The sequence below is a fragment of the Arthrobacter sp. Y3225116 genome (assembly GCF_059091245.1).
The window spans coordinates 1-12,776 of the sequence record NZ_JBNHGL010000069.1 but is presented as its reverse complement, the minus strand read 5'-3'; the positions used below and the strand labels follow the sequence as shown (position 1 = coordinate 12,776).

General features: G+C 67.3%; 14 protein-coding genes and 1 riboswitch. Of the genes, 6 read left to right on the top strand and 8 right to left on the bottom strand.

Going from position 1 to position 12,776, the window contains the following annotated elements:
• Together AC5RV2_RS08775 and AC5RV2_RS08770 are read right to left on the bottom strand one after the other, a co-directional pair.
• On the bottom strand, positions 1–371 hold a 371-nt coding region (locus AC5RV2_RS08775), incomplete at its 3' end, for a GNAT family N-acetyltransferase (RefSeq protein WP_494092033.1).
• Between the two features lie 84 nt (positions 372–455).
• Entirely contained in the window at positions 456–1,844 is a 1,389-nt protein-coding gene (locus AC5RV2_RS08770) for a glycine--tRNA ligase (protein WP_494068051.1), read from the bottom strand.
• A 185-nt stretch (positions 1,845–2,029) separates the two neighbouring features.
• Between AC5RV2_RS08770 and AC5RV2_RS08765 the strand changes: the two genes are divergently transcribed.
• Positions 2,030–2,257: an RNA-binding S4 domain-containing protein gene (locus AC5RV2_RS08765; RefSeq protein WP_493977675.1), complete on the top strand. Its 228-nt coding sequence runs from the start codon at positions 2,030–2,032 to the stop codon at positions 2,255–2,257.
• Positions 2,258–2,275: 18 nt separating this feature from the next.
• On the opposite strand, the gene AC5RV2_RS08760 is transcribed toward AC5RV2_RS08765, so the two are convergent.
• Together AC5RV2_RS08760 and AC5RV2_RS08755 are read right to left on the bottom strand one after the other, a co-directional pair.
• Complete coding sequence (locus AC5RV2_RS08760) at positions 2,276–2,926, bottom strand: alpha/beta hydrolase (protein ID WP_494068053.1); 651 nt, start codon at positions 2,924–2,926, stop codon at positions 2,276–2,278.
• A 114-nt stretch (positions 2,927–3,040) separates the two neighbouring features.
• On the bottom strand, positions 3,041–4,102 hold the full coding sequence (locus AC5RV2_RS08755) for an alpha/beta fold hydrolase (RefSeq protein ID WP_494092032.1): 1,062 nt from the start codon (positions 4,100–4,102) through the stop codon (positions 3,041–3,043).
• A gap of 154 nt (positions 4,103–4,256) precedes the next feature.
• Between AC5RV2_RS08755 and AC5RV2_RS08750 the strand changes: the two genes are divergently transcribed.
• Together AC5RV2_RS08750 and AC5RV2_RS08745 are read left to right on the top strand one after the other, a co-directional pair.
• Positions 4,257–5,099 carry an SGNH/GDSL hydrolase family protein gene (locus tag AC5RV2_RS08750; protein WP_494092031.1) on the top strand — a complete coding sequence of 281 codons (843 nt, stop codon included), beginning with the start codon at positions 4,257–4,259 and terminating at the stop codon, positions 5,097–5,099.
• Positions 5,100–5,111: 12 nt separating this feature from the next.
• Positions 5,112–6,278, top strand: coding sequence for a winged helix DNA-binding domain-containing protein (locus AC5RV2_RS08745; RefSeq protein ID WP_494092030.1), 1,167 nt, complete (start codon positions 5,112–5,114; stop codon positions 6,276–6,278).
• 78 nt (positions 6,279–6,356) lie between these two features.
• On the opposite strand, the gene metX is transcribed toward AC5RV2_RS08745, so the two are convergent.
• A complete protein-coding gene (gene metX / locus AC5RV2_RS08740; RefSeq protein WP_494092035.1) occupies positions 6,357–7,439 on the bottom strand; it encodes a homoserine O-acetyltransferase MetX in 1,083 nt (360 codons plus the stop codon).
• Positions 7,440–7,519: 80 nt separating this feature from the next.
• A complete protein-coding gene (locus AC5RV2_RS08735; RefSeq protein ID WP_494092029.1) occupies positions 7,520–8,845 on the bottom strand; it encodes a bifunctional o-acetylhomoserine/o-acetylserine sulfhydrylase in 1,326 nt (441 codons plus the stop codon).
• Positions 8,846–8,912: 67 nt separating this feature from the next.
• Positions 8,913–9,027, bottom strand: a riboswitch (SAM riboswitch).
• A 226-nt stretch (positions 9,028–9,253) separates the two neighbouring features.
• Here AC5RV2_RS08735 and AC5RV2_RS08730 point away from each other — a divergent pair.
• Positions 9,254–9,895, top strand: a complete 642-nt coding sequence (locus AC5RV2_RS08730; protein WP_494092028.1) for a VOC family protein — start codon at positions 9,254–9,256, stop codon at positions 9,893–9,895.
• A gap of 173 nt (positions 9,896–10,068) precedes the next feature.
• The gene (locus tag AC5RV2_RS08725; RefSeq protein ID WP_494092027.1) at positions 10,069–11,037 is read left to right on the top strand and encodes a type IV toxin-antitoxin system AbiEi family antitoxin domain-containing protein; all 969 of its coding nucleotides are present in this window, start codon (positions 10,069–10,071) and stop codon (positions 11,035–11,037) included.
• A 136-nt stretch (positions 11,038–11,173) separates the two neighbouring features.
• On the opposite strand, the gene AC5RV2_RS08720 is transcribed toward AC5RV2_RS08725, so the two are convergent.
• Positions 11,174–11,953: a CPBP family intramembrane glutamic endopeptidase gene (locus AC5RV2_RS08720; RefSeq protein ID WP_494092026.1), complete on the bottom strand. Its 780-nt coding sequence runs from the start codon at positions 11,951–11,953 to the stop codon at positions 11,174–11,176.
• 213 nt (positions 11,954–12,166) lie between these two features.
• On the opposite strand from AC5RV2_RS08720, the gene AC5RV2_RS08715 reads away from it, so the two are divergent.
• Complete coding sequence (locus AC5RV2_RS08715) at positions 12,167–12,325, top strand: hypothetical protein (protein ID WP_494092034.1); 159 nt, start codon at positions 12,167–12,169, stop codon at positions 12,323–12,325.
• Between the two features lie 42 nt (positions 12,326–12,367).
• Here AC5RV2_RS08715 and AC5RV2_RS08710 read toward each other — a convergent pair.
• Positions 12,368–12,776: amidohydrolase family protein (locus AC5RV2_RS08710; RefSeq protein WP_494092025.1), on the bottom strand; the 409-nt coding region annotated here is incomplete at its 5' end.

Here is a 12,776-nt window from a genome sequence, read left to right as displayed (position 1 = left end):
CGGGCGAAGGCGGCGCCGGGGGTGTCCGGTTCCACCTTCGCCCGCAGCTTCCGCACGCCCGACGGCGCGTGCTCAGCCTCGGCGCGGAGCCGTGCCAGCAGGTCACGGGCAACCCCGGCGCCGCGGTGGTCGCGGGCAACCTCGACGTACACCCACAGCCGGTCCGGATGCAGGCTGGTCTCGTAGACCGCGCCGGCGGCAACGGCTATCCCCTGGTCCTCGGCCACGATGCACCGCGACCACGGCTGGTCGGCGGACGGGCGGAGCATGGCACGGAAGTGACCGGCCTGGCCGGTTTCCGGGTCGCCCCAGATCTCCAGCAGGGCCAGGTCATCGTCCTCGCGCCAGTCACGATAGGTCAGCTGGGCCATGGTTCTCCTTTAGGGGGTGCGCTGCCCTGGTCGGGCGGCCGGACGGTTGCCGCAGCGGCGGCGGACGCGCGGTCCGCGGCCGGGTCAGGCTCCGATCAGGCGGGCTGCCAGATATCCTTCGACCTTGTCCAGCGAGACCCGTTCCTGCGCCATCGAGTCGCGTTCACGGATGGTCACCGCCTGGTCCTCGAGCGTGTCGAAGTCCACCGTGATGCAGAAGGGCGTGCCGATCTCGTCCTGGCGGCGGTAGCGGCGGCCGATGGCACCGGCGTCGTCGAAGTCGATGTTCCAGGTCTTGCGCAGCGCCTCCCCCAGCTCCTTGGCCTTGGGCGAGAGGTCCTCGTTGCGGGACAGCGGCAGTACGGCGGCCTTGACCGGGGCCAACCGCGGGTCCAGCCGCAGCACCGTGCGCTTGTCCACGCCGCCCTTGGCGTTCGGCGCCTCGTCCTCGGTATAAGCGTCCACCAAAAAGGCCATGAAGGACCGCGTGAGCCCGGCGGCCGGCTCGATCACGTACGGGGTGTAGCGCTCGTTGGTGGCCTGGTTGAAGTAGCTCAGGTCGGTGCCGGAATGCTTGGAGTGGGTGGACAGGTCAAAGTCCGTCCGGTTGGCGATGCCTTCCAGCTCGCCCCATTCCGAGCCCTGGAAGCCGAAGCGGTATTCGACGTCGGTGGTGCCCTTGGAGTAATGGCTCAGCTTGTCCAGCGGGTGCTCGAAGAGGCGGAGGTTGTCGCGTTTGATGCCCAGGTCCACGTACCACTGCAGCCGGGCGTCGATCCAGTACCGGTGCCACTCTTCGTCCGTCCCGGGCTCCACGAAGAATTCCATCTCCATCTGCTCGAACTCGCGGGTGCGGAAGATGAAGTTGCCCGGGGTGATCTCATTGCGGAAGCTCTTGCCGATCTGGCCGATGCCGAACGGCGGCTTCTTCCGCGAGGTGGTCAGGACATTGTTGAAGTTCACGAAGATGCCCTGCGCGGTCTCCGGGCGCAGGTAGTGCATGCCTTCTTCCTGGGCGACCGGGCCCAGGAAGGTCTTGAGCAGGCCGGAGAATTCCTGGGGTTCGGTCCACTCGCCCTTGGTGCCGCAGTTGACGCAGGCGACGTCCTTCAGCCCGTTTTCCGGGGCGCGGCCCTTTTTCTCCTCGTACTCTTCTTCGAGGTGGTCGGCGCGGTAGCGCTTGTGGCAGTTGAGGCACTCCACCAGCGGGTCGGAAAAGACGTCCACGTGGCCGGACGCTTCCCAGACCTGGCGCGGTAGAATGACCGACGAATCCAGTCCGACCACGTCGTCGCGGCCGCGGACCATCGTCTGCCACCACTGGCGCTTGATGTTTTCCTTCAGCTCGACGCCGAGCGGCCCGTAGTCCCATGCGGAGCGGGATCCACCGTAAATCTCACCAGCCTGGAACACGAAGCCGCGGCGCTTGGCCAGCGAAATAATCGAATCGAGGGCTGATTTGGCTGCTGCCATGAGGTGGTTCTCCGTATCTCTCCAGGGCCGCTGGGTGCGGTCCGAGGGTTGTCATGGCACAGATCCGCCCGGCTGCTGCAGGTACGGATCGGCGCATAGCGAAGCTACAACGTTAGCCTACCGAAAACGGGAACCCGAACCCGAACCGCGCGGATGCATCGGCAGGCATCAGGCATGATGGTTCCATGGCTTCCGACGAAATGCATGACGTGCCGATCCGCGACGAAATGATCCGGCTGGGCCAGCTGCTGAAGCTGGCCAACTTGGCCGACGACGGGATCCAGGCCAAGGAGTTCGTCGAGAACGGACTGGTCCAAGTCAACGGCGACATCGAAACGCGCCGCGGCCGGCAGCTGCACGCCGGGGATACGGTCAGCTGCAACGGCCAAACGGTGCGGGTCAGCCGCGGCTGACCCGCACGGGGCCGTTTGCTACTTCCCCTGCAGCACCTTGTAGGTCAGGAACTCCTTCACATGCGCCAGTTCCTGAGCGTTGATGCCGTGGCCGATGCCGGGGTAGAGGACCTTGGTCAAGTCCACATGCTCGTTCGTCCAGGCGTGGGTGAACTCGATCTTGTCCGGGGTGATGACCTGGTCCGCCTGGTCCCGGCCCCAGAAGAGCGGGGGTTGGATCGCCTTGACCGCATCGTCGCGGAAGAAATCGTTGCCCGCGGCCGGCACGGCGAATCCGGACAGGCCGACCACTGCGGCAATTTCCTCCGGGCGGTGCCGCAGCACCGAGGTGGCTACCGCCATGCCCATGGAAAAGCCCAGCACCGAAACGCTGCTGTGCTGGTCCTTGACTCCGTCCAGCCAGGACACCACGTCGCTGACGGCCTTCGTGACCTTGTCCACGGAAAAGTCCGGCTCGTGCATCAGGGGGAACCAGGTGAAGCCGGGTCCCATCGCCACCGGCGCGCGCACCGCCGCCACGGTGAATTCCTCCGGCAGTCCGGGCACCAGGCCCATCAGGTCCTGCTCGTGGGATCCGTAGCCGTGGAAGAGCACCAGCAGGGGCGTTCCCGCCCGTTCCTGTTCGGGTTTGGACCAGGCAACGACGGGCTGATAAGCAGTTTCAGTCATGCGTTCCATGATCGCACAAAAAGCCCATTGGTTGAAAGTTAAAGCTTCTTGATGTGTCGGATCTCCCATACTCCGGGCACCGACCCGCTACCCGGAGCCCCGCCGCCCGCCGGCCTACCCGGCCCCGTCGCTCCGTTCGATGTGCCCCGTCAACTCGGCGACGAACCGTTCCGGATACTCCACGTGCGGCGAATGTCCGCAGTTTTCGAGCAGCACCTCGGTGAAGCGCCCCCCGTTGGCCGCATACTTTTCCAGCACCGCCCGGGTCTGCGCGACCATCGGCTGCAGCGGGGCAGCGTCCTCCCCCGGCCAGCCGGGCACCAGGCCGGCCTTGCCGAGGCAGTTCAGGTCGAAGAATGAAGCATCGGAGACGATCGCATCGCTGTCGCCGTGGATCCAGAGGATGTCCGGCTTGACTGCCAGGTCGACAATGCCGCTGGCGTCGAAGACCCCCGGCGCCATCGTGTTCAGCACCCCCCTGCGTCCGGGAGCGAAGCCGGGCCAGTTCGGCGAGGGGACGGAATCGCCCGGATAGTTGTCGGGGCCGGTCTTGGTGCTGAGCATCGATTCGACCCAGATGCGTTCGTAGGGCGATTGGAACCCGGCGTGCACATAGGTCGAGCGGTAAACCGACAGCGGCGAGGCAGGCGCGTCGTCACTGGTGTCCCCGGCTTGCAACCGCGCCACGAAGTCGGGGTTGGCACCTCCGCCGCCGGCGCCGGCGTCATCCTCGGTGAGCCTTCGTCCCTCCGGTCCCACCGTCCCGCCGAACCCGTACGGCGAGACCGGAGCCTGCAGCGTCAGGCTGCGGACCGGATGCTCCAGCGCGTATTGCATCGCCACGCCGCCGCCCATGCTCCAGCCGACCAGGTGCGAGGAGCCCAGTTGCAGGGTGTCCAACGTGGCCTGAAGGTCGTCGGAAAAGTCACGCAGCCCGCGGCCGGCGTCCACCGGCGCCGGGTCCGTCCGGCCGAAGCCCCGCAGGTCCACCGCGAGCACGCGGTAGTCGGCCGGCAGCGCCTGCATCGCCTCCTGCCAGAACAACGCGGAGGAAACATTCCCATGCACCAAAACCACAGGGATGCCGTCGGGCCGGTCGCCGTCGCGCTCGAGGATGTTCACCGTCAGCCGCTCCGTCGGCACGCGCCGCGCCACGATTCCCGCCAGCAATTCCATCTCAGCTCCTCGAGGTCGATGCGGCCGCCGTTGGCCGCGTCAAGCACACAGTAGCGGGGAAATCGGGCGCTGACCATCACTTTCTGAAAGGTGATTCAGGTATTGGGTCTCGCCTGCCTGTGCGTCCCCCGCGGCTTCTTGGGACAATGTACCTGTGAGTAACTTGTCCCTTTCCGAAACACAAGCGTCCGTCGCCGCGGCCCGCCATCCCTGGAGCCGTTTCGTTGCCCTGGGTGATTCGTTCACTGAAGGCATCGGCGACCCGGACCCCGGGAGCCCGGGCGGACACCGCGGATGGGCCGACCGCGTGGCCGAGGAACTCGCCCGCGGCCACGATGACTTCGCCTATGCCAACCTCGCGATCCGCGGCCGCCTGCTGCAGCAGATCATCGATGAACAGGTCGAACCGGCCCTGGCCCTGCAGCCGGACCTCATCTCGATCTGCGCGGGCGGCAATGATGTGATCCGGCCGGGCGGCGACCCGGACGCCCTGGCCGAGAAGTTCGATCGCGCCGTCACCCGGCTTGCAGCGTCGGGAGCCACCATCGTCCTGTTTACCGCGCCCGACATCGGCGATACGCCCGTCATCGGCAGTGTCCGCGGCAAGGCCGCCATCTACAACGAAAACCTGCGCACGGTGGCGGCACGCCATAACGCCGTCGTGGCCGACATGTGGGCGCTGCGCCAGCTGAAGGCACCGCAGATGTGGGCACCTGACAGGCTGCATTTCTCCCCGCTGGGGCACCACACCATCGCGGCCATGGTGCTGGACGCCCTCAACGTGGAGCATTCGCTGCAGCCCGAGGCGCCCAAACCGCTGCCGCCCAAGAACTGGCGCACCGCCCGCACCGAGGACCTGGTGTGGGCACGCCAGCACCTGGTCCCGTGGGTCCTGCGCCGGGTCCGGCAACAGTCCTCGGGCGACGGGATCCTGCCCAAGCGGCCGGCCGCCGACCCCTTCTTCGGTCCGGGCATGCCTCCCGGCGCCGCCGGGTAACAGGAGCAGCCGGTGCGGCAGCCGAGTCCCCAGGAGATCCGCCGTCACCGGCTGCGGGCACAGCGGCTGTGGGACAGCCCCGGGGACGACACCGCCGCCGCCTTGCGCTGGCTGCTCGCCTTCCAGTCCCAGGAATATGCCTATGCCCGCTGGTCGCTCGCCCAGCGCTGCGGCGGACCGGCACGGGACAACGCTGCGGACGTGGATGCGGCGATCGCCGGCGGACGCATCCTGCGCACGCATGTCCTGCGGCCCACTTGGCACTTTGTGGCCGCCGAGGACCTGCGCTGGCTGATGCTGCTCTCCGGCCCCCGCCTCAAGGCAGGGAACAAGGGCCGGGACCGGCAGCTGGGCCTGGATGAGGCAACGGTGGCGCGCAGCAACGACGTGCTGGCCGCGGCCGTCGCCGGAGGCCGGCACCTGACCCGGGACGAGCTCGCCGCCCGGCTCGCCGAGGCGGCGCTGCTCAAGGACGACGGCGCGAGGCTGAACGGAGCGACGCTGCGCGGCCAGCGGCTGGGGCATCTGGTGTTCCATGCGGAAATGGACCGGGTGCTGGTGAACGGGCCTCCGCGGACTGCCGGATCCGGCGCCGTGCAGCAGACGTACGCGGCCTTCGACGAGCGGGTGCCGCCGCTGGCCGCGGACTTCGACCGCGACGCGGCGCTGGCCCAACTAAGCGGGCGCTACTTCACCAGCCGCGGACCGGCGACCCTAAAGGACTGTTCCGACTGGTCCAAACTGCCCCAGGCGGACCTGAAGCGCGGCCTCGAAGCCGGCGGCGGTGACGGACTGGAACGGTTCGAAGCCGAGGGGCAACAGCTCTGGTACTCCCCCGCCGCCGGGACGATCGGCGGTGCCGCCGCGGCGGCGGACGACGGACACCCGCGGGCTGACCTGATCCAGTGTTACGACGAATACGTCATGGGCTACACCAAGACCCGCGGCTATCTGGGCGGCAGCGCGCCGGCGGCGCCGGGCGGCGAGGTGCCGATCCACGTGCTGCTGCTGGACGGACGGATGGCCGGCAACTGGAGGCACGTCCTGCGGCCCGGCTCCGCCGAGCTGCGGCTTAAACCGCTGCGGGTCTTCACCGAGCCGGAAGCGCAGGCCGTGGGCGTCGCCGTGGAACGGTACGCGGCCTTCCTGCGGCGGCCGGTGTCGCTCGACCTGGCCTGACGCTCCGCTCAACCCGATCGGGCACAGCGGGGGGTAGCCGCGCGGACGGCGCGCACCGGCGTCGTACTCGGGCCGCCGTCAGGCAGGCGGGAGGTCGGGCGCGAAGAACGCCTCGGTCAGGGCCTCGTGCAGCTGGTGGATATCGGTCAGGAAACCGTCGTGGCCCAGCGGCGTTTCGATGGTGTGGACCTTGACTGCCCCGGGCAACGCCTCGGCCAACTGCCGCGACTGATCCGGGAAGTACAGGCGATCGGAATCCACCGCGGCCACGAAGAACTGCGTGTCGGTCAGGCCGCCCAGCGACTGCTCCAGCGAGCCCCGGCCCCGGGCAACGTCGTGGCTGATGAGGGCCTCGGTGAGCAGGATGTAGCTGTTGGCGTCGAAGCGCGCGACGAGCTTGTCCGCTTGGTAATCGAGGTAGCTCTCCACGGCATAGCGGCCACGGGCCGACGGCGTGATGCCGCCGTACGGCTGCTCCTCCGCCTGCGGCTTGCGGCCGAACCTGTACTCCAGCTCCGGCTCCGAGCGGTAGTTGATGTGCGCGATGCGCCGGGCGATACCCAGACCCGCCTCGGGCGCGGGACCGCCGTAATAGTCGCCGCCGGCGAAGTGCGGGTCCAGCCGGATGGCCGCGACCTGCGCCTGCGCGAAGGCAATCTGCTCGGCGGTGCTCGCGCCGCCGCACGACAGGACGGCGCACCGGGCGGTGCGCTCCGGGAACGTCGCCGCCCATTCAAGCGCGCGGGCGCCGCCCATCGACCCGCCGAGCACCGTGTGCCAGCGCCGGATGCCCAGCGCGTCGGCCAGCCGTGCCTCGGCCCGGACCGAATCGCGGATCGTGACGAACGGGAAGCGTGACCCCCACGGCGTCCCGTCCGGCGCCGGCGACGAGGGACCGGTGGAACCGTAGCAGCCGCCAATCATGTTGGCGGCCACTACGAAATAGCGCTCCGTGTCGATCGTGGCACCGGGGCCCACCAGATCGTCCCACCAGCCGTCCTCGTCCGAGCAGCCGCGTGCGACATGCGTGCTGCCGGTCAGGGCGTGCTGAATCAGGACGGCGTTGGACGCGTCCGCATTCAAGGTGCCCCAGGTTTCAAAGCCGAGGACCACCTCGGGCAGATAGCCGCCGGCTTCCAACTCCAGCGCACCAACCGGCATCCGGCGCAGGATGCCGTCGGTCGCCTGTTCCACCAGTTCCTGCGGTTGCACTATCGTCACGCTGCGCTCTACCTGCTTGCCTAGTCGTCCGCGCCCTTGGCGGCGCGGAAACCGGCCTCCAGGTCGGCGATGATGTCGTTGACGTTCTCGATGCCCACCGACAGGCGGACCAGCCCGTCGGTCACCCCTGCCGCGACCCGCTCCGCGGCCGAGAGCTGGGCATGGGTGGTCGACGCCGGGTGGATCACCAGCGAGCGCACATCGCCCAGGTTGGCCACATGCGAGTGCAGTTCCAGGCCGTCCACAAAGCGCTTGCCGGCCTCGATGCCGCCCTTGATTTCGAACGCGACGATGGCGCCGGTCCCCTTCGGGCCGTACTTGCGGCCGCGCTCGTACCAGGGGCTGGAGGGCAGGCCGAGGTACGCGACGGAGGCAACGTCGTCGTGCTCTTCCAGGAATTCGGCCACCTTCTGCGCGTTGGCCACATGCCGCTCCACGCGCAGGCTCAGCGTCTCCAGCCCCTGGGCAATCAGGAACGCATTGAACGGCGAGATGGCGGACCCCAGGTCGCGCAGCAACTGCACCCGGGCCTTGAGGATGTAGGCCAGGTTGGCTCCCAAAGCGCCGTTGACGCCGAGGTCGCGGGCGAAGACCAGCCCGTTGTAGGTGTCGTCCGGCGTGTTGAACCCGGGGAACTTCTCCGGGTTGGCGGCGAAATCAAACGTTCCGGCGTCAACGATCACGCCGCCGATCGCCGTCCCGTGGCCGCCGAGGTACTTGGTGGCCGAGTGGAGCACGATGTCGGCCCCCCACTCGATCGGGCGGATCAGGTACGGGGTAGACAAGGTGTTGTCCACGATCAGCGGCACGCCGTTTTCGTGGGCGATGGCGCTGACCGACTCCAGGTCCAGTACGTCCTGGCGCGGGTTGGAGACGACCTCGCCGAAGAACGCCTTGGTATTCGGCTTGACGGCATCGCGCCACTGCTGCAGGTTGTCCGGATCCTCGACGAAGGTGACCTCGATGCCGAACTTGGGCAGCGTGGTGCGCAACAGGTTGTAAGTGCCGCCGTACAGGCTGGGGCTGGCCACGATGTGGTCGCCGGCCTCGGCCAGGTTGAGGATGGAGAACGTCGACGCGGCCTGGCCCGAAGCAAGCAGCAGGGCGCCGACACCGCCCTCCAGGTTGGCGATCCGGGTCTCGACCGCTTCCTGGGTGGGATTGCCGATCCTGGTGTAGATGGGCGCCAGTTCGGACAGGGCGAACCGGTCGGCCGCGCTCTGCGCGCTCGGGAACACAAACGAGGTGGTCTGGTAGATCGGCAGTGCGCGGGCGCCCGTGGCGGCATCCGGCTCCTGCCCTGCGTGGATTTGACGGGTTTCAAAGGACCAATCGGCATTGGACATGGTGCAACTCCTTCACTGGAAGGGGCCATCCGGGATCCGGCCGTGCCGGCATGTCTGTCCCGGGTGTGACCCGCGCTTGCGCACCGCCTTGTGGCGGCTGCCTGGTCTTCACCCGGGGCACCCCACCGCGGTTGGAGGGTTGCCGGCCAGCAAACCGGGGTTTTGCGCTGGCACTCATGACCTGCCTCCAGTCTCCGCAGACAAGCCGGCGGCCGCAACAATATGACACCTTATGACCGACCGGCCCCCGCCGCCCGTGTGTCCGCCCGCCCGCCCGGCCGCTTTGCCTGGCTGGATGTCGCCGAGGGGAATCAGTGTCAGGAATACGGGCCGCCGCACGAGCCGCAAGCTGAGTGACTTAGGTCACCCTAAGTCGAGAGCGGGTTCACAAAGTGCCAAGATAATGCCATGCGCTTCGACCATGTTTCTTATGCTGCTGAACCCGACGGTCTGGCTGCCACCTCAGAGCGGATCGCCAAAGCCCTGGGCATCGACGCCGTCAAGGGCGGGGTTCACCCCCGCTTCGGCACCCGCAATATGATCTTCCCCCTCACCGACCACCATTACCTGGAGGTGGTGGAGGTGCTCGACCACCCCGCTTCCGACAAAGCCCCCTTCGGCCAGGCCGTGCGGGCGCGGTCGGAAGCCGGCGGAGGCTGGATGGGCTGGTGCGTGGCGGTCGACGACCTGACCCCGTTCGAAGAACGGCTGGGCCGCCACGCGGTTCCCGGCAACCGCAAGTTCCCGGATGGGCAGGAACTGAGCTGGCAGCAGATCGGGATCAAGGGCCTCATCGCCGACCCGCAGGTGCCCTACATGCTGCGCTGGGATGACGGCACCGAACCGCTGCACCCGTCCAACGCCCGCCCCGCCACGGTCAAGCTGATCGGCCTGACCATCGCCGGTTCTTCCGAGCGGGTGGCGGATTGGCTGGGCACCCCGGTCGACGGCCTGCTGGACGACGTCAAGGTCGCCTGGACGGCACCGAACGGTACGCCTGGCATCCTGTCCGTCCGCTTCGAAACCGCCAACGGGATCGTCGAACTGTAAGTCTTTGCGGCATCGCTCCGTTTCGGGCGTCCGCTCACTTTATAGAAGGAGCAGACGCCCGAAACGGAGCTTTTGAGTGGTCAAGCCCTCCAGATCGTCCTGCAGGGCCAAGGTTTTCCACATGGCTCGTCCCACCGTGTCCGACCGGCACCAGGTCGCCGAGGCTGGTCCGCATGGACGTGAAACTGATCTATGTGAGGGACCTGGAGACGGAAGGTTCAGGACGCCGGGACGTCGCGCGACAAGCTGCGGAAGGGCGATTGGTCCGAGTGCGGCGCGGCGTGTATGCGGCCGCCGGGGAATACGCCCGGTTGCCCTGGTGGGAACAGCAGCGCCTGCACATAGAGGCCGCTGTCGGCAGCGGACGCACCGCAAGAGTCCTTATCCAACGCTCTGCGGCGGCGATGTGGGGGCTTCCGGTGATGGGCCGCTCTCTGGACGTGGACTTACTGGCTTACAACGGCACGCATGGTCGATCTCGTGGCGGAATCCGGTGGTATCGCAGGGAGCTCTTGGAACCCCTTGTTAACCGCGCCGGGTACCTGATGACTTCCCGGGCACAAACCGTTGTTGATTTGGCGGCGCACTGTTCCTTCGCTGAGGCGGTTCCGGCAATGGACCATGCGCTTCGCGTGGACCGCCACCTCGGCCTTCCCGCCCTGAGGGCCAGTCATATTCTTGATCTAGCCGATTCTCTGCAACCAGGAGTGTCAAGCCGGGTGAAACGGGTTCTCGCCTTCGCCAATCCTGCCTCACAGTCACCAGGCGAATCCTACTCCCGGGCTCTGATGTACCTGAACCACTTCCCAGAGCCGTTGCTGCAGTACCCTGTCTTCGATTCGCAGGGAGTCCGTGTTGGCATCGTCGACTTCTACTGGGAACAATTCCGTCTTGCCGGCGAATTCGATGGTGCAGGGAAATACTCCCGGAACGAGTACCTTCAGAGCCGTAGCCCCGCCGACGTAGTGGAGGCGGAAAAAAGGCGGGAGGACCGCATTCGGGCCACCGGGGCGGGAATGGTTCGCTGGATGTGGGACGCGCTTCAGCCCACCAGTACCAAGACTTCACCGGGCATCGTCCGGTCCCTTTCCATGGCGGGCCTTCCCCAGGATAGGTGGAACAACTCGTGGACGGGCATGTAGCGGTCAGTTCTTCCCCGCACCACTCCTGCTTGCGGGGCGAGCCGTTGCTCCGGTTTGGGCACTGGCTCCAGGAAATAGCCGGAGCACGCGCACCAGGCGGAGCAACAATGAATGTCCGGCAATTCCTTTGTGCCCGCTACGTGCCGATGCCGATGGCCGGTCCCAGCAGCGTGTAGCCGACGAAGCCGGCAATATCCAGCAGCGCGTGCGCCACCACCAGCGGCATCACCCGCTGCACCTTCGTATAGGCGTAGCCGAAGACCAGGCCCATGAGGAAGTTCCCGATGCCCGGCCCGATGCCCTGGTAGAGGTGGTAGGTCCCGCGCAGGGCGGCGCTGACGAAGATCGCGGACCAGATGCCCCAGCCGAACTTCGCGAAGCGGTTGAAGAGGTAGCCCACCATGACCACCTCTTCGAGGACCGCATGCCGCAGCGCGGACAGGACCAACACCGGAACCGTCCACCAGTATTCGTCCAGGGCCGCCGGGACAATGGCGGTGGTGATACCCAGGGCCCGGCCGGCGGCATAAATGCCCAGCGTGCCGACACCGATCACCAGCGCGAGCAGGAAGCCCAGGCCGAAGTCCAGCCGCGGCCGGGAGAACGTAAACCCGATCGTGCGGAAGGCCGACCGGCCGGGAGCGGTCATCAAAAACAGCACCAGGGCCACCGGCACCAGCGCAAAGACGATGCCGAGCATTTGGTACACGAAATCGAAGAGCTCCCGCTCGTTCAGCACCGGGTTCAGCGTGGTCGTCTGCGAGGCGAGCGGAGCGCGGGTCATTTTTTCCAGCAGGTTCACCACGGCGTAGACCGCCGACTGCCCGAGCGAGAGTCCGAGGACAATCAGTACCTCTGCCCGGTAATACCTGACCGTGCGCTGCGTGCTCTCGGCGGCGACCTTCTGCTTGTCCATAGCCTCCATCTTGCCAACATAACCGCGGGAGTCATCGGCCGGGACCGCTTCCGTTCCGTGCGCGGCTCCTCCCGTGGCCAATTCCGCCTCCCCAGACACGGTCGCCGACAGAGACCATCTCAGAGGTGACAGCAGTGTGTTGACCCCAAGAAATGTGGTGCTAATCCCGATCGGGTTTCAAGGTGTCCGTCTGATCCATCTTCAAGAGACTGGCTGCCAGCACATGCACCCCCGGAGCACCAGGCCAAGGTAATCCACGATCACCGCAGCATCCTCCAGGCGCTGAAGGACCATGACGCCGAGCGTGCCGTCGAGGTCCTGGCCCACTGCCACGACGTCAAAGACCCCAACCGCTACGAGCACATCGGCTGAAGGCCGCTCCCGGACTCAGGAGCCGGCGCTGGCCCCACGGGCCTAGGCCCCCACGGCCGAGCGCACGCCTGCCCGCCACACCGCGGCGGTCAGGGGCATGCCGGGGCGGTAGGCGAGGTGGGTGGCCGACGGGGCGTTGAGCAGGTGCAGGTCGGCCCGATGGCCGACGGCGAGGGAACCCACGGCACGCTGGCCTTCGGCATCGACGCCGGCATGCCGACCAAGCGCCAGCGCCCCGCCATAGGTGGCGGCCCGGACCGCCTCGTGCACGCTGAGTCCCATCTGCAAAACGGCGGTCGTGACGCAGAAGTTCATGGAACTCGTGAACGAGGTCCCCGGGTTGCAGTTGGACGCCAGGGCGATTTCCACGCCGGCATCGAGCAGTTGCCGGCCGGGCGCCAGCGGCTGGCGGGTGGACAGGTCGCAGGCCGGCAGGCAGGTGGCCACCGTG

Coding starts and splice junctions, on each gene's coding strand:
- metX (WP_494092035.1), bottom strand. CDS start 7,439: ATGCCGGTTGGTGCGCTGGAGTTGGAAGCCGGCGGCTATCTGCCCGAG.
- AC5RV2_RS08755 (WP_494092032.1), bottom strand. CDS start 4,102: ATGGAATTGCTGGCGGGAATCGTGGCGCGGCGCGTGCCGACGGAGCGG.
- AC5RV2_RS08760 (WP_494068053.1), bottom strand. CDS start 2,926: ATGACTGAAACTGCTTATCAGCCCGTCGTTGCCTGGTCCAAACCCGAA.
- AC5RV2_RS08770 (WP_494068051.1), bottom strand. CDS start 1,844: ATGGCAGCAGCCAAATCAGCCCTCGATTCGATTATTTCGCTGGCCAAG.
- AC5RV2_RS08765 (WP_493977675.1), top strand. CDS start 2,030: ATGGCTTCCGACGAAATGCATGACGTGCCGATCCGCGACGAAATGATC.
- AC5RV2_RS08730 (WP_494092028.1), top strand. CDS start 9,254: ATGCGCTTCGACCATGTTTCTTATGCTGCTGAACCCGACGGTCTGGCT.
- AC5RV2_RS08735 (WP_494092029.1), bottom strand. CDS start 8,845: ATGTCCAATGCCGATTGGTCCTTTGAAACCCGTCAAATCCACGCAGGG.
- AC5RV2_RS08720 (WP_494092026.1), bottom strand. CDS start 11,953: ATGGACAAGCAGAAGGTCGCCGCCGAGAGCACGCAGCGCACGGTCAGG.
- AC5RV2_RS08725 (WP_494092027.1), top strand. CDS start 10,069: ATGGACGTGAAACTGATCTATGTGAGGGACCTGGAGACGGAAGGTTCA.